The organism is Methylobacterium sp. 142-1Y (genome assembly GCF_057747795.1).
The window spans coordinates 5,984,538-6,008,649 of sequence record NZ_CM173224.1; the positions used below are offsets into that span (position 1 = coordinate 5,984,538).

Sequence of the window (24,112 nt, forward strand, 5' to 3'; positions counted from 1 at the left end):
TCGGCTTGGTGAATGCGAGACTGCGACACGTTGCGCCTCCTGCCAACTCCGCAGCCGCTGCAAAGCTCCATTATGTCGCAGGGAAATCATGCGCTGGACGCATGAGACGGCGGATTAAAGCGGCAGCAACCCGTCGCTCTTCACCTCCTCCATCACCGCGTAGGTGCGGGTGTTGTTGACCCCCGGCAGCGACAGCAGGCCCTCGCCGAGGAAGCGGCGATAGGCCGGCATGTCGGCGACCCGGGCCTTGACCAGGTAGTCGAACCCACCGCCGACCATGTGGCACTCCAAGACTTCCGGTGCGCGGCGCACGGCGGCGGCGAAGCGCGCGAAGGCGTCGGGCGTGGTCTTGTCGAGCGACACTTCCACGAAGACGAGCAGGCTCAGACCCAGGAGATGCGGGTCGAGCCGCGCGCCGAAGCCGGTGATCACCCCCTCCTTCTGCAGCCGGCGCAGCCGCTCGCCGGTGGCGGTCGGCGACAGCCCGACCCGCTCGGCCAGTTCCACGTTCGGGATGCGCCCCTCGCGCTGGAGGATTTTCAGAATCTGCCGGTCGACCCGGTCGAGCCCATCCGTCATTTTCACTCCCCAAGGCCGATCTCACCGCCGATCCTGCGGCCGATCGGCGATATGCGCCATCGAAGCGCGGTGAAAGGCCGAATACGCTGAGGATCGCCGCCTAGCCCTGGACCGCCCCGATGCCCGCGCCCCTCCCCGTCTTCCACGCGCCTTTCGCCGCCGACGATGCCGCCCTCGCCCGGCTGTTCCTGGAGCGGGGCGCGCTGCCGCCCGAGCGCGAGGCGAAGGTCGATGCGCTGGCCCGCGACCTCGTCGGGGCCATCCGGCAGGAGACCGGGGGCCTCGGCGGCGTCGAGGCGATGCTGCGCGAATACTCGCTCTCGACCAAGGAGGGCCTGGCCCTGATGGTGCTGGCGGAAGCCCTGCTGCGGGTGCCGGACGCCGCCACCGCCGACCGGCTGATCGAGGACAAGCTGCGCTTCGGCGGCTTCGAGCAGCACGCCACCCGCTCGGAGGCGCTTCTCGTGCGCTCCTCGGCCTGGGCGCTCGGCCTCTCGGCCCGGATCATCCAGCCGGGCGACACGCCCGAAGGCATCCTCGCCGGCCTCGCCAAGCGCCTCGGGCTCCCCGCCGTGCGCCAGGCCGCCCGCCAGGCGATGCGGGTGATGGGCGGGCATTTCGTGCTCGGCGAGACGATCGAGGCGGCGCTCAAGCGCTCGGCGAGCGGGCAAGGGCGGCTCTACCGCTACTCCTTCGACATGCTCGGCGAGGGCGCCCGCACGGCGGAGGACGCAAGGGCCTATGCGGAATCCTACGCCGCCGCCATCGAGGCGATCGGGCGGGCCGCCGGCAACAAGCCGCTGCCGGACCGGCCGGGCATCTCGGTCAAGCTCTCGGCGCTCCATCCGCGCTACGAGGCGGTCGGCCGCGACCGGGTGATGGCGGAGCTGGTCCCGGTGCTCCTGCGCCTCGCCCAGGCCGCCAGGAGCTACGACCTCAACTTCACGGTCGATGCCGAGGAGGCGGACCGGCTGGAGCTCTCGCTCGATGTCATCGCCGCCGTGCTCGGCGATCCCTCGCTCGCCGGCTGGGACGGGTTCGGCCTCGCGGTCCAGGCCTACCAGAAGCGCTGCCTCCAGGTGATCGACCACGTCGCGGACCTCGCCGCGCGCCTCGACCGGCGGCTGATGGTGCGCCTCGTCAAGGGCGCCTACTGGGACACCGAGGTGAAGCGGGCCCAGGAGCGGGGATTGCCCGACTATCCCGTCTTCACCCGCAAGAGCATGACCGATCTCAGCTACCTGGCGGCGGCCGAGCGGATGCTGGCGCACCGGCCGCGGCTCTTCCCGCAATTCGCCACCCACAACGCGCTCACCGTCGCGGCCATCGTCGAGCGGGCGGGGCCGCAAGCCGGCACCTACGAGTTCCAGCGCCTGCACGGCATGGGCGAGGCGCTCTATGCCCGGCTGCTGGCGAGCGTGCCGGGGGCGGCCTGCCGCACCTACGCGCCGGTCGGCGGCCACCGCGACCTCCTGGCCTATCTGGTGCGGCGGCTCTTGGAGAACGGGGCCAATTCCTCCTTCGTCTCGCAGGCCGCCGACCCGGCGGTGCCGGTCGAGAGCCTGCTGCGCCGCCCCGCCGAGAGCGTCGGCAATCCCGACCGCGCCCGGCACGCCAAGCTGCGCCGCCCGGCCGAGATGTTCGCCCCGGAGCGGATCAACTCCGCCGGTGTCGAGTTCGGCGACCGGGCGGCCCTGGAACGCCTGACGGATGCGGTCGCCGCCGCCCGCGGTCCCGCCGAGGCGGCGCCGGTGATCGACGGCGCACAGCAGACCGGCACGCCGCGCGATGTATTGAGCCCGAACGACGCGCGCACGATCGTCGGCACCGTCACCGAGGCCTCTCCGGACACCGCGTCCTCCGCGATGCTCGCCGCCCGCAAGGGCGCGCTCGCCTGGGGCAGGGTTCCCGCCGAACAGCGCGCCGCCGCCCTGGAGCGGGCCGCCGACGCGATGGAGGCGTCGACCGGCCGGCTGATCCACCTGCTCCAGGCGGAGGCCGGCAAGACCCTCGACGATGCGGTGGCGGAGCTGCGCGAGGCGGTGGATTTCTGCCGCTACTACGCCGCGCAAGGGAGAAAGCTCTTCGGGGCGCCTCAAGGACTGCCCGGCCCGACCGGCGAGAGCAACCGGCTCACCTTGCGCAGCCGCGGCGTCTTCGTGGCGATCTCGCCGTGGAACTTCCCGCTCGCGATCTTCGTCGGCCAGGTCGCCGCGGCCCTGATGGCCGGGAACGCCGTGGTGGCCAAGCCCGCCGAGCAGACGCCGCTCGTCGCGGCCGAGGCCGTGCGCCTGCTGCACCGGGCCGGCATCGCTCCGTCGGCCCTCCACCTCGTGCCGGGCGACGGCGCGGTCGGCGCGGCGCTCGTGGCGCATCGCGACGTGGCCGGCGTGGTCTTCACCGGCTCGACCGAGGTGGCGCGCCACATCAACCGGGCACTCGCCGCCAAGGACGGCCCGATCGTGCCGCTCATCGCCGAGACCGGCGGCATCAACGCGATGCTGGTCGATGCCACCGCTCTGCCCGAGCAGGTCGCCGACGACGTGGTGATGTCCGCCTTCCGCTCCGCCGGCCAGCGCTGCTCGGCCCTGCGCCTGCTGCTGGTGCAGGAGGACGTGGCCGACAAGGTGATCGGCATGGTGGCGGGCGCCGCCCGGGAACTTCGCCTGGGCGATCCGCGCGACCCGGCGACCCATGTCGGCCCGGTGATCGACGCGGAAGCCCGCACCCGCCTCGACCGCCACGGCGCCGCCATGCGCCGCTCCGCCAAGGCGCATTACGTCGGCGAGGTGCCGGGCGAGGGCCATTTCGTGGCGCCGCAGATCTACGAGATCGGCAGCCCCGAGGCGCTGACGGAGGAGGTGTTCGGGCCGATCCTGCACGTCGCCCGCTATCACGCCGCCGATCTCGACCGGGTGCTCGATGGAATCGAGGCCAGCGGCTACGGCCTGACCCTCGGCGTCCATTCGCGCATCGACGCCACGGTGGAGCGGGTGGTGTCGCGGCTCTCCACCGGCAACGTCTACGTCAACCGCAACATGATCGGCGCGGTGGTCGGCGTGCAGCCCTTCGGCGGCCACGGCCTGTCCGGCACCGGCCCGAAGGCCGGCGGTCCGCACTACCTCACCCGCTTCGCCACCGAGCAGACCGTGACGATCAACACCGCGGCCGCCGGGGGTGACGCGGCGCTGATCGCCATGGAGGGGTGAGGCCGCATCACGACGCCGGCTCCCGCGGCGGGCGGTGCAGCAGCACCGCCTCGACCTCCGCCGCGGGATGGCGCGGGTAGCGGGCCATGACGAGCGGGTCGTGGCCCGGAACGATCCGTTCCGGGTCGCCCGCGAGCCTGGCGAGCCGGCGCCAGCTCTCCATCATCGCGGCGATGTCGACCACGATCGGGAAGGGATTCTGCTGGGCGAGGTTGGCGTAGAAATGGGCCGCGTCCGAGGCGAGGACGACCGGGCCGCGCTCCGTCTCGACCCGCACGCATTGGAGCCCGCGCGTATGCCCCGGCACGGCATGGACCGTGATGCCCGGCGCGACCTCGCCCTCCCCGTCGACGAAGGCGACCCGGCCCTCGTAGACGCGCCGCACCATGGTGCAGACATCCTCCACCGCGAAGGCGCCGCGCAGGCGCGCATGGCCCATGCAGCGCCCGGTTGCGTAGGCCATCTCGGCGTCCTGAAGATGGAAGGTGGCGTTCGGGAACGCCGACAGGTTGCCGGCATGGTCGTAGTGGAGATGCGTGATGATCACGTCGCGCACCTCGGCCGGATCGACGCCGAGATGCCGCAACCCTTCCAGGGGATGACGCACCATGGTCCGGCCGTAGGCGGCGCAGGCGGGCCAGTCGAAGCCGGTATCGACGACGACCACGCGGCTCGCGTCGCGGATCACCCAGACGAAGTAGTCGATCGGCATCGGCCCGTCATGCGGGTCCCCGCCCTCCGGCGGATAGAGCAGGTTCGCCGAGGCCGGGCGCTGGTGCGTCGCGTAGCGCAACGCGATGACCTCGTAAGCCGGCATGGCTCTCTCCTCATTCCCGCGCCGGCAACGCCGCCAGGAACGCGTCGATCGCCGTGTGGTCCGCCTCCGTCCCGAGCTCGTCGAGGGCCTCCTGCCACAAGGAGGCGACCGCCCGCGACAAGGGCGCCGGGACGCCTTCGTGGCGGGCGAGATCGTCCGCGGTCCGCAGGTCCTTGGCCATCAGCGCCATCGAGAAGCCCGAGGCGTAGGTCTTGGGGATCACGAAGGGCTTCAGCTTCACCTCGGTCGAGTTGTTGCGGCCGGTGGAGACGTTGAGGACATCCGTCATCAGGCCGGGGTCGAGGCCGAAGGCCGCGCCGATGCGCAGCGCCTCGCAGGCCGCGGTGAGGCCGGCGGCGGAGACGTAGTTGTTCAGGGCCTTCATGGCGTGGCCGGAGCCGATCGGCCCGGTCTCGAAGATCGAGGCGCCGAGGCATTCGAGGAGCGGCCGCAAAGCCGCGGCGGCGGCCTTGTCCCCGCCGACCATGATGGCGAGGGTGCCGTCGACCGCGCGCTTCACCCCGCCGGAGACCGGCGCGTCGAGGAGCGTGACGCCGGCGCCGGCGAGGTCGTGGGCGAGTTCGCGGGTGCCGACCGGCGCCGACGAACTCATGTCGATGGCGATCGCGCCGGGAGCGAGATGCCCGGCCACGCCCTCGGCGCCCGCGAGGACGGCGCGCACCGCACGGCCGTCCGGCAGCATCGTCACGACGACGCTCGCCCGCTCCGCCGCCTCCCGCGCCGAGGGCGCCGCCCGGCCGCCGGCGGCCGCGAAGGCGTCGGCGGCGGCCGGCGCGGGATCGAACCCGGCGACGGTCCAGCCCGCCGCCACGAGCCGGCTCGCCATCGGCAGCCCCATCTTGCCGAGGCCCAGGAACGCGATGCGGGCGGAGGATCGATCGATGCGCATGAAGTCCATGACCCTCTTGTCCTGGCATCCCGGAAAAAGCCCCGCTGCGGGGCCGGGTCACGGCTTGTCGGGGATGGCTCCTTCGGCCTTCAGCACCTCGTGCGCGGCCTTGAACGCTTCGAGGCCGGACGGGATGCCGCAATAGACGGTGGCGTGCAGCAGGATCTCCTTGATCTCGTCGACGCTGACGCCGTTGGCGAGCGCGCCCTTGACGTGGAGCTTCAGTTCCGCCGGCTTCGACAGGGCGGTCAGCATCGCGAGGTTGAGCATCGAGCGGGTCTTGCGATCGAGCCCGTCGCGCGTCCAGGCATAGCCCCAGCACCATTCGGTGGTGATGCGCTGGAACGCCATCATGAAGTCGTCGGCCTTGGCGAGGCTGGCATCGACGTAATCCGCCCCGAGCACCGCCCGGCGGACCTCGAGACCCTTCTCGAACTGGTCGCTCTCGGCCATCGCCGTTTCCCTCCCTGACGAATCCTTTTCCGGAAGGCTATCAGGCAACTTCGCGGAGGGCGACCGGGGGGCGGGACGAATCCGGCGATGCGCGGCATCCCAGACGGGCGATAGGGCAAGACATCTCTTCCGCCCGCGAATGGTCGAGCGGGAGGACCGCGGTAGACGACAGTGGCTTGAAGCCTGCCGGCCCTGGGGCTCTCCCACCCTCGACCTCATCCTGAGGTGTCAGTCCATCTCGATGGACTGACCTCGAAGGAGGGCTCCAGAGATCGCAGCGACATCTGGAGCCCTCCTTCGAGGCTCAGCGATCTTCGATCGCCCGCACCTCAGGATGAGGTTCGTGGGTGGGAAACGCTGGAGCCGCGGAGGCGCCGTCACGGCCGCATCCAGCGCGCACCATCGCACCTGCCGCTGTGACGATCCGCAGCCCGCAGCGCATGCCGGAGAGGCAGCGTGACCGAAGCGGTCGGGAACGGCCTCGCTCTCCATCCATCCGCCCGATTCCTCCTGATTTTTATTCCATTATTCCGCGTGCGCGATGACACATCACGGCGTCGAGCGGCCAACTATATTCGGATCATCGAAAGGCACAGGGACAACAAGCCCCGGCCACCCCAAGTAACCGGAGATCGAACTCACATGAAGACTCGCATTGCCGCCGCCGTCACCGCCCTCGCTCTGGTCGCCGCCCCGCTCTCCTCCGCCATGGCCTTCGGCCCGAACGGCCCCGCCAATGCGTTCTGGCCGCGCGACGTCGAGACCACCGGCTCGATCGGCGGCCGCGCCAACGACAGCGTGCCGTTCTACGGCGCCTGCCCGATGAGCTCGGCTGCGGAGGGCAACGCCAAGCAGCAGAACTTCCCGGTCAAGCAGTACGGCCAGACGGCCGGTGGCTACCGCTGCTGAGGGGAGCGACGATGAGCGAGATGAAGCTCCTGCGCGCCGTGTCCTACGGCATGATCGGTGTCCTGGCTGGTGGCCTCGCCATGACGGTCGCCGGCACCGCCAGCGCCCTGATGAACCTGTAGCAGTGAACGAAGGGCCGCCTCGGGGCGGCCCTTTTCGCGTCGGGCCCGACGCCACCGTGTCCCGAAATACACACACCCTGTGGAAGCTCGGGCATACCCGGAAATCGCCGCAAACCGCCCTCATCTCTCGGGCCCGACGGCGCGAGGCTTTCGTCGGCCCCGGGCCGTGCCCGACCTCCCGGTCGGGCGGCAAGCTTGGCACTTCGTTAAGCAGTCCCTCGCATCCTCGCGCCAACACCTTCGGGAGACCCTCAGCGTGCGCGCTCCGACCTCTTACGGCCTTCCGCGCCTCGGCGCGGGCGCGGCGCTCGCCGCCGCCCTCTTCGTCACCGCCGTCCCCCAGGCCCAGGCCCGCGACAATGTCGGCGCGGCGATCATCGGCGGTGCGGCCGCCGGCGTGCTCGGCGGCGTCGCGGCCGGCGCCATCATGAACGGCATGCAGCCCCCGCCCCCGCCGCCCCCGATGTATGCCGCGCCGCCGCCGCGCCGGGTCTATGTCGAGGAGCCCGAGACCGTATACGTGCGCCCGCGCCGCGGCCCGATCTGCCATTTCGAGCGCCGCAAGGTGTGGCTCGACGACGAGTCCTTCACCTACAAGCGCGTCGAGGTCTGCGAGTAAGCCTCGCAGCCTCTCTGAGAATTCAGGGCCGGCATCCGGGGACGGGGCCGGCCTTTCTTTCGTTGGGCAGGTGGCATCGCTTCCACCGCCCCGGGGTATTCAGCGCCGCCCCGGCCGAACCCGCCCGAAGAAACCCGGGCAGAGGCGACGAGACTTTGGCATAGAGGTTCACATCGTTTCCGGCAGGCAAACAGGCCTTCTTGAAATCCGTAGATCGCTGAGGAGGGCACCGTGTCGAGGCGGACAAGCCATATTCTCCGCCTTCCGGCACTCCTCCTTGCAGCCCTCGCACTACCATTTTTTCAATTGGCAATCCTACCCGTCGTGTTTTTCGGCCTGACCTTCTCCGGAATCGCCTTCACTGGTCGACATGATGGATTATTGCCACTCCTTCTATTTATGACGATTAAAGAAATTGGCCTCAAGGCACCGATAGTTTGGTTTCCTCTTTTAGTATTGACGATGTCTAATTGCATATTCTTGATGATCAATTACAGGAGCACAAATTTCGGACGATGCATGACGACCTCGGCGGCGATTGCCGCGTTGCCTTCCGTGCCGATCATATGCTTCATGCCTCCGGCCGGCGCGATTGTCTGCCTCGCCGCGTTGGTCTTCCTCATGGTGTTTTTCGGATGCTTTTTCATGTCCCTCGCAACGATGAGGCTGAGCATGGGACGGTGGATCGCGCGCGATACCTCTCACGGCTGAGCCCGTGGGATCACCTCGCGGGTCTCAAACGAAAGGGCTGACCGACGTCGGAGGCCGACCGCAGGTAGGGCCGAACGAATCGAGCCTCGATCCCATGTGGCAGGGTGGAACGCGTTTCTGAGCAGGTTCCGCGTTCGCGCATCATCTCCGCCGCCGAAGCGGCGCCCGCCTCGGCGAACAAAGCTCAGAACGTCTTCACCCCGTCCTTCACCAGGATCCAGTCCTCGATCACCACGGCGTCGAGCCCGGTGGTGGAGAACATCAGGATCGCATCCTCGGCGGTGTGGAGGATCGGCTTGCCCATCACGTTGAAGCTGGTGTTGAGCAGGATCGGCACGCCGGTCCGCTCCGCGAAGGCGCGGATCAGGGCGGCATAGGCCGGGTTGCGCTCGTCGGTCACGCTCTGGAGCCGGCCGGTGCCGTCCTCGTGCACCACCGCCGGCACCCTCTCGCGCACCTCCGGCCGCCAGACCAGGGTGCGCTCCATGTAGGGGCTGTCCTGGTAATCCTCGAACCAGTCCGGCCCGGCCTCGGCCAGGATCGAGGGCGCGAAGGGCCGGAAGGCCTCGCGGTACTTCACCTTGGCGTTCAGGATCGCCTTGGCGTCGGCGGGGCGCGGATCGGCCAGGATCGAGCGGTTGCCCAGCGCGCGGGGCCCGAACTCCGCCCGGCCCTGCACCCAGCCGACGAGCCCGCCCGCCGCCAGGATGCCGGAAGCGGCCTGCGTCACGCCGTCATGGCCGAGCCGGCGCAGCCGCGGCTCCCAATCGGTCATCCGCTCCAGCGGCTCGGTCGAGACGCGCGAGCCGAGATAGGGGGTGGCGAGCGCGCCCGGCCCGGTCCAGCCGGGGTTGTCCTCCTGGAAGGCGAGCCAGGCCGCCCCCAGCGCGTTGCCGTCGTCGGCCGGCGCGGAGGGCACGTGCAGGCGCCGGAAGTCGCTGCGCGTCAGCAGTTTTCCGTTATAGGACGAGTTCAGCGCGCAGCCGCCGGTGACGACGAGGTTCTCGTGGGGGCTGAGGCGCCAGGCCTCGGCGACCAGCACGTCCATCATCTCGGAGAAGATCGCCTGGCCGCAGGCCGAGAGATCGGCCCAGCCCTCCTCGTCCGCCTCTGCCGGGCGGCGGGCGCGGATCTCCTCGGCCACCGCCTGCACGGTGGCGGCCTCCGCGAAGCGCAGGCGCCCGCCTTCGATCCGGTAGAGCCGGCGCAGGAGCGCCATCAGCTCGGGATCCTGCCGGCCGTAGGGGGCGAGCCCCATGATCTTCCATTCCTCGCCCTTGGCCTGGTCGAAGCCGGCGAGATCGGTGACGAAGCCGAAGAAGAAGCCGACCGATTCGCGGCCACGATGGCGCTTCACCTCCCGGAGGCGCCCCGCCTCCATGCGGTAGATGGCCGAGGCGCCGGTCTCGCCCATGCCGTCGACGACGAGGCAGGTGGCGTCCCGGAACGGCGAGCCCCACAGGCCGTAGGCCGCGTGCGTCAGGTGGTGGGGGTAGCGCTTGAGCCCCGCGATGGTCGAGCGGCCCCCATGGGCCCGGTCGAGGCCGAGCAGCGTGCCGTAGCCGGCCCGGCCCTGGGCGAGGGCCAGCTCGGCGATGAAGGTGCGCTCGGCCCGCTCCGGCACCAGCGAGCGGTTGAGGGCGGGAGAATGCCCCTTCAGCGTCTCGAGCCCGAAGGCGCCGGCCCCGGCCTGGCCGGCGAGGTAGCGGCTGAAATCCGGCCCCCAGGTGGTGGCGATCACCAGTTCGGCGCCCGGCGGCAGGTGGGCCTTGAGCAGGCCGGCCATGCGGGGCGCCGAATCCGGCTCGCAATTCGGGGCGCGCTTGTATTGCAGGTAGCGCTCCGTCGCCTCGGCGAAGAGCACCGTGCCGTCCGGCCCGACCAGGGCGAGGGCCGGGTCGTGGAAGGTGGTGGCGAGGCCGAGATAGTAGCGCATCGGATCCATCTGCATTCTCAGGCCGCCGCTCTAACAGTGTCCGCCGACCCTGTCAGGCCGGGCGGAAGCGTGGCGCGGGTGCATCGGGGGGCGGCTCTCGCTGCGTGATCCTGCCGGATTTCGCCCGTGTGTCCGGTATCGATATGCTAGCGCTGTCATCGGGGTACGGCCCGTCGGGCCGTCGACGAAAGGGGCGGCGCTCTCCTCGCGGGGCGGCACGGATGGCTTCACGGTGCGCGACATCCTGACAGCCCTGGCGGGCCTCGTCATCCTGATCCTCGCCGCGGCCCTGATCGCGCCGCCCTTCATCCCGTGGGAAGCCTACCGCTCGACCTTCGACGCGGCGCTCGGCCGCTCGCTCGGGGTCGAGGCGCAGAGCGACGGCCGGCTCGAGGTGCGCCTGCTGCCCTCGCCGCGCCTGCGGATCGATCACCTGCGGCTCGCGACCGGGCGGGACCGGCCCTCCCTCGATGCCCGCTTCGTCAAGGCCGAGATCGCGCTCACCCCGCTCCTCTCCGGCGAGATCCGCTTCACCGAGACCCGGATCGGCCGCGGCGAGGTCACCCTGCCGATGAATGAGGCCGGCAGCTTCCTGCCGCCGCCCGCCCTCGGCGAGGGCCGCGACCTCGCCGTCGAGGATCTGCGGGTCTCCCAGCTCCTCGTCACCACCCGGGTGGCGGCGACCGGGCGCACCGACCAGGTCTATGCCGAGAATGTCCGGCTCTCGGCGCCGCGCCTCGCCGGCCCGTGGCGGGCCGAGGGCACCGTCGAGACGGTGCCGTTCCGCCTCACCACCGGAGTCCCTGCGCCCGACGGGGCGGTGCCGGTGAAGCTCGGCGCCGGCGGCGACACGGTGCCCCGGCTCGACCTCGACGCCCGTGTGAGCGTGGCCCCCGGCCCGGAGGGCGGCGGCGTGCCGGAGGCGAGCGGCACCGCCCGCCTGGTGGTGGGACCGCCGGCCCAGGCGGCGGGCGCCGCCCTGCCGGTCTCGGTCCAGGGGGCGTTCAAGGCGAAGGGCCGGCTCGCCACCTTCGAGACCCTGAACGTCGAGGTGCCGGGCGAGACGCCCCTGCGCTTTGCCGGCCGCGGCAGCCTCGACCTCGCGGCCGCCCGGGCGACGATGAGCCTGGACGCCCGCCGCCTCGACCTCGACGGCTTCCTGATGAGCGCCACCGGGCAAGCCCTGCTCGGCCGGGGCCTGTCGACGGCCTCGATGCCCGGCACCCTGGCGCTCGACGTGGCGGTCGACAACCTGACGCTCGCGCGCGAGGACTGGAGCGGTGCGGCGTTGAGCGCCGTGATGCGCCCCTCCGGCGCCGTGACCCTGCGCCGTCTCGTCGGCACGGCCGCCGGGGGCCTGAAGCTGGCGCTCGACGGCGACGTGACGCCGAGCGGCGGCTTCTCGGGCCACGCGGCGGTCGATGCCCCCGCCTCGGACCGGCTCGCGCGCCTCCTCGACCGGCTGGGCTTGAGCGGCCCGCTCACCGGGCTCCTCGACGGCCGTCCGTTCTCGGCCGAAGCCGACGTGGCGGCGGCCCTCCCGGTCCTGTCGCTGCGCAACGCCCGCGTGGCCTTGGGGACCGCGAAGATCACAGGCAGCGCCCGCTACAGCCCGGCCGGACCGGACCAGGCCCGCCCGCGCTTCGATGCCCAGATCATCGCCGACGGGCTCGACATCGCCGAATTGCCGCCGATGCGCGGCGCCATCGCCGCCCTCCAGGACCACGATGTCGGGCTGACGCTGCTCGCCCGCGACCTGCGCTACGGCCCGACCGGCACCCGCACCGGCGAGATCGCCGCCAGCCTGCAATCCGAGGGCGCGGCGCTCCGCCTCGACAGCCTGGAGGTGCGCGACCTCGCCGGGGCCAAGGCCAGCCTCTCGGGCCGGATCGGCGCCGACGGCGCCGGGCGCATCACCGGGCGGGTGAGCGCCCCGGTGGCCGCCCCGCTGATCGATCTCGTCGCGCGCACCTTCGTGGACGAGGCGCGGCTGCTGCCGGGTTTCCTGCGCGACGGCCCGGTCGCCCTCGACGTGACGCTGGAGCGGGATTCCGGGCCCGAGGCGGGCCGGCTGCGCGGCCAGGCCCGCGGCAGCGCCGCCGGCGGCCGCCTCGGCCTGTCGCTCGCCGCCCGGGCCGGGCGGCTCGACGAGCTCGATGCCCGCCTCGACGGCGTCGCCTCCGGCCGCTGGCTCGGCCGGCCCACCGATCCGGCCCTGGCGATGCCGGCGACCCTGCACCTGACCGGACGCCGGGCGGGCGGGCCCGACGCGACCCGCCCCTTGAGCCTGACCGTCGATGCCGAGATCGCCGGGGCCGCCATCGCCACCGCCCGGCCGCTGGTGCTGCCCGCTTCGGGCCCGCTCCAGGACGGGGCGCTCACCCTCGCCGCGCCCGATCTGCGGCCGGTCGCCGGCCTCCTCGGCGGCGGCCCCGCCCTGCCGGACCCGGTCCCGGCCCGGCTCAGCCTCGGCTTCGGCCGTACGGGCGACGTGCCGCGCCTCGTCGTCACCGGCACGATCGCCGGGTCGGCGGTGGACGCGACGCTGACCCGCCCGGCCGGCGGCGAGATCGCCGGCAGCGTCTCGCTCGAACGGCTGTCCCTGCCGTGGATCGCCGGAGCACTGATGCTGAATCCCGGAGCGGCGCCGGCGGGCCCGGATTCCTGGTCCGCCGCCCGCTTCGGCTCCGTCCCGGCCCTACCGGCCACCGGTCAGGTCGCCATGACCGTGCGGCGGCTCGATCTCGGCCGCGGCCTCGCGGCGGACTGGGCGCGGTTCGACCTCGGGCTCGGGTCCGACGGCCTCTCCTTCCGCGACTTCGCCGCCGGCCTCGCGGGCGGGCGGCTTGCCGGTCACGCCACCCTGGCACGCCAGGGCGCCCAAGCGACCTTGTCGGCGGAGGGCAGCCTGACGGCGGCAGCCCTTCCGGCGCTCACCGGCGGCGACGCCTTGCGGGGCCAGGTCACCTTGCGCCTGCGCCTCGGCGCGGCGGGGGACAGCCCGGCGGCGCTCGTCGGCAACCTCGCCGGCAGCGGCGCTCTGGAACTCGCCGGGCTGACGCTCCCCACCCTCGACCCCGCTTCGGTGCAGCGTGCCCTGACCCGGTTGCTGGCCGAGGAGGACCCGCTGCGGGCCGGCCGCGTCGAGCGGGTGGTGTCGGAGGAATTCGACCGCGGGCCGCTGGTGCTGGCGGGGCCCGTTTCGGTGCCGGCCTCGGTGGTCGGCGGCATTTTACGGACCGGGAGCCTCACCCTCGATCTCGGTCCCGCCACCTGGGCCGGCCTGGTGCAGGTCGATGCGAAGACCTGGCGCCTCGACGCCCGCGGTACGCTCACCGCCACCGCGACGCCCCGGGCCTGGACGGCGCCTGCGCCGACCCTCGGCCTCGCCCTCGTCGGCCCCCTCGCCCGGCCGCAGCGCGAGCTCGACGTCGTCCCGCTCGGCAACCTGCTGGCAGCGGTCGTGCTTCAACGCGAACTGGACAAGATCGAGACCGTCGAGGCCGACCGCAACGAACTCGCCCGCCGCCGCAGCCGCCTGGAGATGGACCGCGCCCGGGCGATCGAGGAGGCCCGGCAGGCCAGGCAGCGGGCGGAGGAGGTGGTGAGGGCCGCGGAGGCTGCGCGCGCGGCGGAAGCGGCGAGGGCGGCCGAGGAAGCCCGACAGGCCAGGCAGAGGGCGGAAGAAGCGGCCAGGGCCGCGGAGGCTGCGCGGGCGGCGGAAGCGGCCCGCCGCAAGGCCGAGGACGAGGCGCGCCGCCAGGGCGCCGGGGCGCCGGAGGCGAACGGGCCGTGACCGCTGGGGCGGAACGAGCGCGGTTAGCCGGCCTCGCTCCCCGGACATCGCACTGAGATCCTGTGCGATGAACCTCTACAGATCTGAAACCCACCGAGTCATTCCGGGGCCGCGCAGCGGAGCCCGGAATGACGAGGAGGGTGTGAATTGTGTTGGGCGAAACGAACGGGCTTTGACAGGTGATGCGGCGAGCCAGCCCCCGGCCCATCCCGCCTCACCCCGCCGGCGCCTCGATCACCAGCCGCGCCGCCGCCTCGCCGGCCGCGCCGAGCGGCGACGGCCGGCGGGTGTCCTTGGCCATCAGCACGCAGATCGACTCCGCCTCGCCCGCCACGACGTCGCCGGTGAGGATCCGATGGCGAAAACCCAGCGAGGTGCGGCCGGTGCGGGCGAGCCAGGTCGCGGTACGGACCCGGCCCGGATAATGCAGCTCGGCCCGGTAATCGATGACGAAGCGGGCGATGACGAAGAAGGTGTCGGGCGTGAGCAGCGGGGTCAGGTGGTGGGCGAAGAACTGCACCCGGCCGCTCTCGCAGAAGGCGGCGAAGACCGCGTTGTTGACGTGGCCGTTGGCGTCGGTGTCGCGGTAGCGCAGGACGTCCTCGCTCCACAATACCCGCGGATCGGCCTCGAACCCGTCGGTCATCGCCCTGCCCCCTCTCAGCCGTTGCGCGGGGCGGTGCCGCCGAGGTGGAACACCCGGTGCGGCACGAGTTCGCCGCGCTCGACGTCGCCGACCGCCACCAGCACGCCGCCGCAGGTCGCGTAGGCCTTGCCCTCGGTCGGGGCGTCGCGCCCACGCAGGATCACCGGCTGGCCGCGCATCAGCCGCATCGCCATGTCGCGGGAGACCGGGACGTGCGGCACGGCGTCGAGCGCCGTCTCGACCGGGCGGAGCACCGCGGCATTGGCCTCGGCCTCGGCAGCCTCCAGCGCCCCGATGGTGCAGGACTGGTCCTCGGCGAAGGGGCCGACGCGGGTGCGGCGCAGAGCCGAGACGTGGCCGTAGCAGCCGAGCGCACGGCCGAGGTCGCGGGCGATGGCCCGCACATAGGTGCCCTTGCCGCACTCGGCCTCGATCACCGTGCGCTCGGGCGTGTGCGCCACGATCGCCAGCCGGTCGATCTGCACCGGGCGGGCAACCAGCTCGACCACCTCGCCGTCGCGGGCGAGATCGTAGGCGCGCTCGCCCTGGATCTTGATCGCCGAGTAGCGCGGCGGCACCTGCTCGATCGCCCCGACGAAACGCGGCAGCATCGCCTCGACCTCGCCTTGCGTCGGACGCTCGTCTGAGGTCGCGACCGGGCGGCCTTCGGCGTCGTCGGTATCGGTCTCGACGCCCCAGGTGACCGAGAAGACGTAGGCCTTGCGGCCGTCCATCACGAAGGGAACGGTCTTGGTCGCCTCGCCGAGCGCGATCGGCAGGATGCCGGAGGCCAGCGGGTCGAGAGTGCCGGCATGGCCCGCCTTCTTGGCGTTGAGAGCGCGCTTCACCGCCGCGACCGCGTGGGTCGAGGTCATGCCGACGCCCTTGTCGAGGATCACCCAGCCGCTGATCTCACGGCGCTTGGGCCGGTCGCCCGGCGGGCGGCCGCGGCCGCGCGGCCGGTCGTGCCGCGGGCGGTCCTGACGCTGGCCCTCGGGGCGCTGACCATCCTGGCGCTGGCCATCGCGCGGAGCGTCGTCGCGGGCGGGGCGGGTCGCCTGCGGCCCGGGCTCTGCGGGCTGATCCTCGTGCATCGTCATCTGTATATCCGTTCTCGAACGGCGGTCGCCGCGGGACGTGCCGCCCGCTTGTCGTCCCTGCCAATCCTGTGATGTCCCAAGTCGCCACCCGTGGGCCGGTTCACCGGCCCGGGCGCCTGTGCGGGTCGAACGCCGCATCGCGGGTTTTCGCCCGGCCGACCGGCTTCGCCTCGCGGTCGTCGCCGAACCGGTGACCGATTCGGCCGGGGATGCCTAGTCCTCCGAGTCCTCGTCGGATCCGAGGTCGCGCTGGACCTTGTCGCTGCGCAGGAGCGCGTCGATGCGCGCGGCTTCATCGAAGGTCTCGTCGCGGCGGAAGCGCAGGTCGGGGGCGAATTTCAGCGCCACCCGGCGGGCCACCTCCTGGCGCAGCACCTTCTTGTTGCGCTCCAGCGCCTCGATCACCGGGCGCTCGTCCTGGCCGCCGAGCGGCATGACGTAGGCGGTGGCGAGCTTGAGGTCCGGCGACATCCGGACCTCCGGTACCGTGATCACGTGCTGGCTCAGCACCGGATCCTGGATGTCGCCGCGGCTCAACACCTCGGCGAGGGCGTGCCGCACGAGTTCGGCCACGCGCTGCTGGCGCTGCGAGGGGCCTGCGGATTCCTGGGGTTTGCGCACCATCGTCTCTCCGGGCTCGGACCGGGCCGCGGGGCGGTCATCCGGGTCTGGCCTTCTCGGCCGTCAGGCCCTCGCGGCTGTCGTCTCATGAACCGACGAGCCCGGGACGCTGGCGTCCCGGGCTCGCGGTGTCTTTCGTTGGCCGCCGCCACGACGGCGGACGGCCGATGGCAGCGGGGTTCACGTCAGAGCGTGCGACGCTCCTCGTGCACGATGTAGCACTCGATGACGTCGCGGGGACGCATGTCCTGGTAGTTCTCGAAGGCCATGCCGCATTCCTGGCCCGCCGCCACTTCCTTGGCGTCGTCCTTGAAGCGCTTGAGCTGCGAGAGCTTGCCCTCGTGCACCACCACGTTGTCGCGGATGAGGCGAACATGGGCGCCGCGCTCGACCCTTCCGTCCTCGACCCGGCAACCGGCGATCTTGCCCACCTTCGAGACGTTGAAGATCTCGAGGATGCGCGCCTCGCCCAGGCGCTCCTCGCGGAGCGTCGGCGGCAGGAGGCCCGACATCGCCGCCTTCACGTCATCCACGAGGTCGTAGATGATGTTGTAGTAGCGGATCTCGACGCCAGCCCGCTCGGCGGCCTCTCTCGCCTCCTTGTGGGCGCGGACGTTGAAGCCGACCACGACCGCACCCGAAGCCTGGGCGAGCGTGATGTCCGACTCGGTGATGCCGCCGACACCCGTGTGCAGGATGCGGGCCGCCACCTCGTCGTTGCCGAGCTTCTCGAGCGAGCCGGCGATGGCCTCGACCGAGCCCTGCACGTCGCCCTTGATGACGAGCGGGAACTCCTTGCGACCCGCGCCCTCCTTGAGGTCGCGCATCATGTCCATCAGCGTCCGGCCGGCACCGCTGCCGGTGGCCGCCGCGCGCTCGCGCTTCACGCGGGCCCGGTACTCGGTGACCTCGCGGGCCCGGGCCTCGTTCTCGACCACCGCGACGCGGTCGCCCGCCTCCGGCGTGCCGTTGAAGCCGAGCACCTCGACGGGAACCGACGGGGCCGCTTCCTTGGCGTTGCGGCCGGCATCGTCGACGAGGGCGCGCACGCGGCCCCACTCGGCGCCCGCCACGATGATGTCGCCGGTGCGCAGGGTGCCGCGCTCGACGAGAACCGTCGCCACCGGGCCGCGGCCGCGGTCGAGCTTGGCCTCGATCACGGTGCCTTCCGCCGAACGGTCGGGGTTGGCGCGCAGATCCAGGATTTCGGCCTGGAGGGCGAGGCCCTCCAAGAGCTCGTCGAGGCCGTCCCGGGTCTTGGCCGAGACCTCGAATTCGAGGGTCTCGCCACCCATCGACTCGACCTGGATGTCGTGCTGCAGCAGCTCGGTGCGGACCCGCTGCGGGTTCGCGTCGGGCTTGTCGATCTTGTTGATCGCCACGATCAGGGGCACCTCGGCCGCCTTGGCGTGGGAGATCGCCTCGATCGTCTGCGGCATGACGCCGTCATCGGCCGCCACCACCAGCACCACGATGTCCGTCACCCGGGCGCCGCGGGCGCGCATCGAGGTGAAGGCGGCGTGGCCGGGGGTGTCGATGAAGGTGATCTTGCCGCCGGACGGCGAGGTCACTTGGTAGGCACCGATATGCTGCGTGATGCCGCCCGCCTCGCCGGAGACGACGTTGGCGTTGCGGATCGCATCGAGCAGCGAGGTCTTGCCGTGGTCGACGTGGCCCATGATGGTCACGACCGGCGGGCGCGGCTGGGTGTCGTCGTCGGTATCGGCCTCGTCGAACAGGCCTTCCTCGACATCCGACTCCGCGACGCGGCGCACGGTGTGGCCGAGCTCCTCGGCGATGAGCTGCGCCGAATCCGAGTCGATCACGTCGGTGATCTTGTGGATCTGGCCCTGCTTCATCAGCATGCGGATGACGTCGACCGCCCGCTCGCTCATCCGGTTGGCGAGCTCCTGGATGGTGATCGTCTCCGGGATGACCACCTCGCGGGCCAGCTTCTCCTTCTGCTCCACCTGGCGGTGGCCGGTCAGGCGCTGGTTGCGGCGGCGGAACGAGGCGAGCGAACGGGTGCGCTCGTCCTCGCCCGAGGTCGCGGTCGCGATGGTCAGGCGGCCGCGGTTGCGGTCGCCGCCCGGGGACTTCGGCGTCTTGGGCGGGGTGATGACCTTGAGCGGCATGCCGGGACGGCGGATGACCCGCTTGGTCTCGGCCTCCTCCTCCGCCGCGGCCGGACGACCGGTGGCGGGGCGCGCCGCGCCGGCGGCACCCGTGGCGGTCTTGGCCGTCGTCGCGGCCTTCGCCGCCGCCGGCTCGGGCTTGGCGGGCTCGGGCTCGGGCTTCGGCGCCGGGCGGGCCATGAAGTTCAGGTCGCGCGGCTTGCGGGCATCGGCCGTCAGCGTGCGGCGCGGCTCGGCCGGGGCGCTCGGACGGGTGATCCCGGTGCTCGGGGTCGCCGGACGGGTGCCGGCGGGCACCACGGGACGCGCACCGGCGGGGGCAGCCGGACGGGCACCGGCGGCGGCCGGACGAGCCCCTGCCGCCGCGGCGGGACGAGCGCCCGCGGCCGCGGCAGGCCGGGCGCCGGCCGGAGTTGCCGGGCGGGCCGCACCCGCGGTGGCCGGACGGGCAGCGGCAGGCGCCGCCGGACGCGGAGCAGCGGCGACGGCGGGCGCAGCCGCCGGAGCCGATGCATCGGGGGCGGCCGGAGCGGAAGCGGCAGCAGCGGCCGCGCGGGCCGCATCGTCGTGGGCGCGGCGCTCGGCCTCCTCGGCGGCGCGGCGCTTGCGCGCGTCCTCCTGGCGGCGGCGCTCCTCTTCCTCGTGCTTGCGGGCCTCGGCAGCCTCGCGCTCACGGATCTCGGCAGCCTCGCGCTCGGCACGGCGCTGGGCCTCCTCGGCAGCGCGGCGGCGGTCCTCCTCCTCGCGACGCTTGGCGTCGACGAGGGCGGCCATGCGGGCGCTCTGCTCCTGATCGCTCAGGGTGCGCAGCACGACGCCGGACCTCGAGGCAGCCGGGCGGTCCTGACGCGACCCGCCCGGACGGCCCTGCCCCTGGGGAGCGGAGCGCGCCTGGTTCGGCGCGGCATCCTTCGGCGCGGCCGGAGCCGGCGCGCCGCCGGGGCGACGTTTCACCGTCTCGACCACGACCGCCTTCGAGCGGCCATGGGAGAAGCTCTGGCGCACCGTCCCCTGCTCGACCGGACGCTTCATCGACAGCGTCTTGGAGGGACCGGTATGCAACGTCTTGTCGCCCGGATTCTTCGTCTCACTCATTCAGTTCAGACCCTGGGGGTTCTCGTCCGTCCCGGGACCCGGCCTCCCGGCGGCCGCCTCCCATCGTGTTCCCGGGAGCGCACCCGCCAATCGGGCCGATCCCATTCGATTCACTCAACCACCGGCCTCCGGGGGGCCGGTCCGCAGCGATGTTCCACCATCCTGGACAGCGTCCGGGAGCGCCGCGTCGGAGCCTGGGGGCTCCGTTCCGGTGCGTCCCGACGTCGCCGTCCCGCCGCGGAAGACGTGGAGCCGACGCCAACGCGCGAGCAAGCCGGTCGTGCCGGCTCCCGCGACGAGGGCAGCGTGTATCACATGATCCCGGCCCAAGGCCATGTCCAATTCTTCACCGGACAGGTCATCAACGACCGGAACCCGCGATATGGCATCGCCGTAGCGCCTTCGCAATGCCTGGGCGAGCTTGCGGCGCCCGTCCGGGGCCGCATCGCTGGCATGCACCAGGGCCTTGACCCCGGTCTCGCTGTCCACCGCGCTCTCCACCTTGGTGAAGCCGGTGACGACGCAGCCCGCCTTGTTGGCGAGCGAGAAACCCTGGCGCAGGTCGTCGCGCAACCCCGCCTCGATCACATCGGCGAGATCGGGGGCGACGCGGGCGTCCTTCTGCCGGAAGGCGCGCTGGAACAGGCGCTTCTTGGCCGCTTCCTGCACCATGGCCCGGGTCGCGGTGACCCACGCGCCGCGGCCGGGGAGCCGGGCACGCAGGTCGGGCACCACCTGGTTGTCGGGGCCGAGCACGAAGCGGATCATCCGATCCGGCCTGCCCGCCTGCCGCGTGACCAGGCAGGTGCGCTCCGCGTTGGCACGGCCGCGACCGGCGCCGGCGTCGAGGACGTCCGGCGGCAGCGCATCCGCGTCGTGAGCGTCATCCTGCATGGTCGGGTCCATCGCTCCTTACGCGCCTCAGGTCGGCTGCCGCTCGGCGGTCGCGGCGGCGTCCTCCTCGACCGGCACGGTCTCGGATTCCTCACCCTCGGCGTGCTCCGCCGCGGAATCCGCGCCGTCCGGACCCTGAGCCTCGTCGTCCTGACCTTCTTCCTGGCCCTCGTCTTCCTCCTGCGTCTCCTCGACCGGGGGCGCCTCGACCCAGCCGGCATGGACGCGGGCGGCCATGATCATCGCCTCGGCCTCGGCGCGGGAGACCTCGAACCCGTCGAGGTAGCCGGCATGGCGCACCGCCTCGGGCCCGCGGCCCTCGGTGTAGCCGACGAGGTCGTCGGTGGCGCAGCCGGCAAGATCCTCGACGCTCTTCACGTCGTTCTCGCCGAGGGCGACCATCATCGGGGTGGTGATGCCGTCGATGTCGCGCAGTTCGTCGGCAACGCCGAGTTCGATCCGGCGGGCGTCGTTCTCGGCCTCGATGCGGTTGAGGTAATCGAGCGCGCGGGCCTGGATCTCGGCACCGGTCTCCTCGTCGAGACCCTGGATGTTGGCGAGTTCCGTCGGCTCGACATAGGCGATCTCCTCGACGGAGCGGAAGCCTTCCGCGGCCAGCAGCTGGCCGACGGTCTCGTCGACGTCGAGGGCCTGCATGAAGGTGTTGGTGCGCTCGACGAACTCCTTCTGCCGGCGCTCCGATTCCTCGGCCTCGGTCAGGATGTCGATGTCCCAGCCGGTAAGCTGGGAGGCGAGCCGGACGTTCTGGCCGCGCCGGCCGATGGCGAGCGACAGCTGGTCGTCGGGCACCACGACCTCGATGCGGTCGGCCTCCTCGTCGAGCACCACCTTGACGACTTCCGCCGGCTGGAGCGCGTTGACGATGAAGGTCGCCTGGTCCTGCGACCACGGGATGATGTCGATCTTCTCGCCCTGCAGCTCGCCGACCACCGCCTGGACGCGGCTTCCGCGCATGCCCACGCAGGCGCCGACCGGATCGATCGAGGAATCGCGCGAGATCACCGCGATCTTGGCGCGCGAGCCCGGATCGCGGGCGACCGCCTTCACCTCGACGATGCCGTCGTAGATCTCCGGCACTTCCTGGCCGAAGAGCTTGGCCATGAACTGCGGATGCGAGCGCGAGAGGAAGATCTGCGGCCCGCGCACCTCGTGGCGGACGTCGAACAGGTAGGCGCGGATACGGTCGCCGGGGCGGAAGGTCTCGCGCGGGATCGACTCGTCGCGGCGCACGATGCCCTCGCCGCGGCCGAGATCGACGATGACGTTGCCGTACTCGACGCGCTTGACCAGGCCGTTGACGACCTCGCCGATACGGTCCTTGTACTCGTCGTACTGGCGCTCGCGCTCGGCCTCACGGACCTTCTGGACGATGACCTGCTTGGCCGACTGGGCGGCGACGCGGCCGAAATCGAACGGCGGCAGGGTGTCGGAGATCACGTCGCCGACCTGGGCGGCCGGGTTGTGGCGCCGCGCCGACGGCAGGTCGATCTCGCGGGAATCGTTCTCGACCTCGTCCACCACCAGAAGGTGGCGCGACAGGCGCAGCGCGCCGGTGCGGGGATCGATCTCGGCATGGACGTCGGTCTCGGCGCCGTAGCGCGAGCGGGCGGCCTTGGCGATCGCCTCCTCCATGGCGCCGATCACGATCGAGCGGTCGATCACCTTCTCGCGGGCGACCGCCTCGGCGATCTGGAGGAGTTCGAGCCTGTTGGCGCTGACGACGGCCATCGGATCAGTCCTTCCTGGTTTCTCGTTCGTTTACGGGTCTGGGGCGGTTTCTAGTGGCTGACGGAGGGGCTCGCGCCCTCGTCCTCGTCATCCTCCTCGTCGTCCTGCGGCGGGGCCGAGCCGCGCCGCAGGGATTCGCGCACCAGGGCGTCGGTGAGGACGAGGTGGGCCTCGCCGATGTCGCGCAACGGGATGTCGTAGGAGGACGGCAGGCCCTCCTTCACGTCGGGCAGCTCGATGCGGACCGTGTCTCCTTGCGGCGCCCGGATGATGCCGCGGAAGCGCTTGCGGCCATCCATCGGCATCGCCAGCTCGACCTTGGCCTCGTAGCCGGCCCAGCGGGCGAAATCGCCGGCCCGGACCAGCGGCCTGTCGATGCCCGGCGAGGAGATCTCGAGGTAGTAGGCGCCGCCGATCGGATCGTCGACGTCGAGGATCGGCGAGATCGTGCGGCTGACGGTCTCGCACTCGTCGACCGACATGGTGCCGTCCGGCCGCTCGGCCATGATCTGCACCGTGCAGCCGTTCTGGCTGGACACCTTCACCCGCACGAGGCGGAAGCCGAGGCCCTCGATGGCGGGCTCGATGATCTGCGCGACGCGCGCGGCGATGCCGGTCTCGGTGATGAGGCGCTTCTCGGCCGGGTCATGGTCTGGGGCGTCGGTCATGGATCGAAAAGCCGTGGCGCGGTCCCGTGAGGGAAGGCAATCTGGCGTTCGGCTCGCGCCCGGGGAGGCTTGCGGCAATAAAAAAGAGCGGGCCCCGGGGGGACCCACTCCCGCACCGCAGCCTCATCGGCCACGAACAGAACTGATGAAGAGGAGATAATCCGGGTGGGGGCGGAATGCAAGGTGGTCTGCGCCCGTCACGGCCGAGGAGCGCCGCAGACGAGCCGGCTCCGCGCCCTCTACCTCGCGTCAGGATGACGAGATGCCGAGCCCTTGCTAAGATCGCGGCCCGGAGGATCAGATCATGGCGCTTCCGGCATCCGTGGCGGAACTCGTGCCCGCCACGGGCGAGTATCCCGTGCTGAAGACACTCCTGGAGCGGATCGAGGCCGTCTACGCCCCCGAGGACGTGCTGCTGTTCGGCAGCCGCGCGAAGGGCACGGCGGGACCCGACAGCGACTGGGACATCCTCGTGGTTCTGCCCGACGATGCCGACGAGCGCCTGCTCGACCCTCTCCTCGGTTACGAGACCCAAAGGGGCTCGGGCGTCTACGCGGACGTGCTGTGCTCTCTCAAGAGCGAGTTCCTATCGGACCTGGCCGTTGCCAATTCGCGGACGCGGGACATTGCCGGGCATGCCGTCCGTGTCTTCAGCCGCTAGTCTTCACATCGCCAACCATCTCAGGCTCGCGGACCGCGACCTGAAGGACGCAATCGTCCTGCACGGCTGCAGAAGCAGGAACGACGCTTACCATCTGGAGCAAGCGGCAGAGAAGCTGCTTCTCGCCCTGCTTACCTCGGAAGGCGAACACGTCCAGATCAAGGATGTCCACATCCTCGACCGTCTGGCCGACCGGCTTCCCGAGAACCATCCTCTCCGGACCGCGATGCAGGGGCTGGGCTACCTCAAGACCTACGCCACTGCGTTCCGCTACCCGAAGACGGGCGGCAGGTTGCCTGCGACGATTCCTGACGATAAATTCGACCTTGCCTCAGGTATTCTCCGCCGTCTCATCGACGCCAGTGCTCGGCATTTCCAGGTCGACTTGGAGGCCGGAGACGACGTGCCGGCGGCAAATACGAGCCCGATGCGCCTGAAGGCCGAGCCTCGGTCGTTGTAACCCTTCAAGACATGACGACAGG

Annotated in this window: 18 protein-coding genes and 1 pseudogene; 6 read left to right on the plus strand and 13 right to left on the minus strand. The window is 71.6% G+C overall.

The window, feature by feature from the left end; genetic code table 11:
- Positions 1-114 precede the first annotated feature (114 nt).
- Positions 115-579, minus strand: a complete 465-nt coding sequence (locus tag AC3AOF_RS27445; RefSeq protein ID WP_236987891.1) for an Lrp/AsnC ligand binding domain-containing protein — start codon at positions 577-579, stop codon at positions 115-117.
- A gap of 119 nt (positions 580-698) precedes the next feature.
- Between AC3AOF_RS27445 and putA the strand changes: the two genes are divergently transcribed.
- Positions 699-3,788, plus strand: coding sequence for a bifunctional proline dehydrogenase/L-glutamate gamma-semialdehyde dehydrogenase PutA (gene putA / locus AC3AOF_RS27450; protein ID WP_488347056.1), 3,090 nt, complete (start codon positions 699-701; stop codon positions 3,786-3,788).
- Between the two features lie 7 nt (positions 3,789-3,795).
- On the opposite strand, the gene AC3AOF_RS27455 is transcribed toward putA, so the two are convergent.
- The 3 genes from AC3AOF_RS27455 to AC3AOF_RS27465 are packed head-to-tail and all read right to left on the minus strand — an operon-like array spanning position 3,796 to position 5,968.
- Positions 3,796-4,605 (minus strand): N-acyl homoserine lactonase family protein, encoded by an 810-nt coding sequence (locus tag AC3AOF_RS27455; RefSeq protein ID WP_488347057.1) that lies wholly within the window; start codon positions 4,603-4,605, stop codon positions 3,796-3,798.
- Between the two features lie 10 nt (positions 4,606-4,615).
- Complete coding sequence (locus AC3AOF_RS27460; protein ID WP_236987888.1) at positions 4,616-5,524, minus strand: NAD(P)-dependent oxidoreductase; 909 nt, start codon at positions 5,522-5,524, stop codon at positions 4,616-4,618.
- 48 nt (positions 5,525-5,572) lie between these two features.
- A complete protein-coding gene (locus tag AC3AOF_RS27465; protein ID WP_236987887.1) occupies positions 5,573-5,968 on the minus strand; it encodes a carboxymuconolactone decarboxylase family protein in 396 nt (131 codons plus the stop codon).
- Between the two features lie 642 nt (positions 5,969-6,610).
- Here AC3AOF_RS27465 and AC3AOF_RS27470 point away from each other — a divergent pair.
- Complete coding sequence (locus AC3AOF_RS27470; protein ID WP_236987886.1) at positions 6,611-6,877, plus strand: hypothetical protein; 267 nt, start codon at positions 6,611-6,613, stop codon at positions 6,875-6,877.
- Positions 6,878-7,255: 378 nt separating this feature from the next.
- Positions 7,256-7,618: a hypothetical protein gene (locus AC3AOF_RS27475; protein WP_236987885.1), complete on the plus strand. Its 363-nt coding sequence runs from the start codon at positions 7,256-7,258 to the stop codon at positions 7,616-7,618.
- A 491-nt stretch (positions 7,619-8,109) separates the two neighbouring features.
- On the opposite strand, the gene AC3AOF_RS27480 is transcribed toward AC3AOF_RS27475, so the two are convergent.
- Both AC3AOF_RS27480 and AC3AOF_RS27485 read right to left on the minus strand, forming a co-directional pair.
- Positions 8,110-8,292: a hypothetical protein gene (locus AC3AOF_RS27480; RefSeq protein WP_236987884.1), complete on the minus strand. Its 183-nt coding sequence runs from the start codon at positions 8,290-8,292 to the stop codon at positions 8,110-8,112.
- Positions 8,293-8,513: 221 nt separating this feature from the next.
- Complete coding sequence (locus tag AC3AOF_RS27485; RefSeq protein WP_236992635.1) at positions 8,514-10,265, minus strand: carbamoyltransferase family protein; 1,752 nt, start codon at positions 10,263-10,265, stop codon at positions 8,514-8,516.
- A 232-nt stretch (positions 10,266-10,497) separates the two neighbouring features.
- On the opposite strand from AC3AOF_RS27485, the gene AC3AOF_RS27490 reads away from it, so the two are divergent.
- Complete coding sequence (locus tag AC3AOF_RS27490; RefSeq protein WP_488347058.1) at positions 10,498-14,061, plus strand: hypothetical protein; 3,564 nt, start codon at positions 10,498-10,500, stop codon at positions 14,059-14,061.
- Positions 14,062-14,275: 214 nt separating this feature from the next.
- Here AC3AOF_RS27490 and AC3AOF_RS27495 read toward each other — a convergent pair whose 3' ends face one another.
- The 7 genes and pseudogenes from AC3AOF_RS27495 to rimP form a co-directional block, all read right to left on the minus strand.
- Positions 14,276-14,707 carry an acyl-CoA thioesterase gene (locus tag AC3AOF_RS27495; protein ID WP_488347059.1) on the minus strand — a complete coding sequence of 144 codons (432 nt, stop codon included), beginning with the start codon at positions 14,705-14,707 and terminating at the stop codon, positions 14,276-14,278.
- Between the two features lie 14 nt (positions 14,708-14,721).
- Positions 14,722-15,801, minus strand: coding sequence for a tRNA pseudouridine(55) synthase TruB (gene truB, locus AC3AOF_RS27500; protein ID WP_236992634.1), 1,080 nt, complete (start codon positions 15,799-15,801; stop codon positions 14,722-14,724).
- A 219-nt stretch (positions 15,802-16,020) separates the two neighbouring features.
- A complete protein-coding gene (gene rbfA, locus AC3AOF_RS27505; protein WP_442919337.1) occupies positions 16,021-16,428 on the minus strand; it encodes a 30S ribosome-binding factor RbfA in 408 nt (135 codons plus the stop codon).
- Positions 16,429-16,613: 185 nt separating this feature from the next.
- Entirely contained in the window at positions 16,614-19,658 is a 3,045-nt protein-coding gene (gene infB / locus AC3AOF_RS27510) for a translation initiation factor IF-2 (RefSeq protein WP_488347060.1), read from the minus strand.
- Between the two features lie 114 nt (positions 19,659-19,772).
- On the minus strand, positions 19,773-20,564 hold the full coding sequence (locus AC3AOF_RS27515; RefSeq protein WP_488347061.1) for an RNA-binding protein: 792 nt from the start codon (positions 20,562-20,564) through the stop codon (positions 19,773-19,775).
- A 15-nt stretch (positions 20,565-20,579) separates the two neighbouring features.
- Positions 20,580-22,301 (minus strand): transcription termination factor NusA, encoded by a 1,722-nt coding sequence (gene nusA / locus AC3AOF_RS27520; RefSeq protein ID WP_236987878.1) that lies wholly within the window; start codon positions 22,299-22,301, stop codon positions 20,580-20,582.
- Between the two features lie 71 nt (positions 22,302-22,372).
- Positions 22,373-22,969: pseudogene (gene rimP / locus AC3AOF_RS27525) on the minus strand (ribosome maturation factor RimP); the annotation flags it as partial.
- 304 nt (positions 22,970-23,273) lie between these two features.
- On the opposite strand from rimP, the gene AC3AOF_RS27530 reads away from it, so the two are divergent.
- The gene (locus tag AC3AOF_RS27530; protein ID WP_236987877.1) at positions 23,274-23,630 is read left to right on the plus strand and encodes a nucleotidyltransferase domain-containing protein; all 357 of its coding nucleotides are present in this window, start codon (positions 23,274-23,276) and stop codon (positions 23,628-23,630) included.
- Positions 23,605-24,090 (plus strand): HEPN domain-containing protein, encoded by a 486-nt coding sequence (locus AC3AOF_RS27535; protein WP_488347062.1) that lies wholly within the window; start codon positions 23,605-23,607, stop codon positions 24,088-24,090. The genes AC3AOF_RS27530 and AC3AOF_RS27535 overlap by 26 nt, the downstream gene beginning before the upstream one ends.
- Positions 24,091-24,112: the final 22 nt, after the last annotated feature.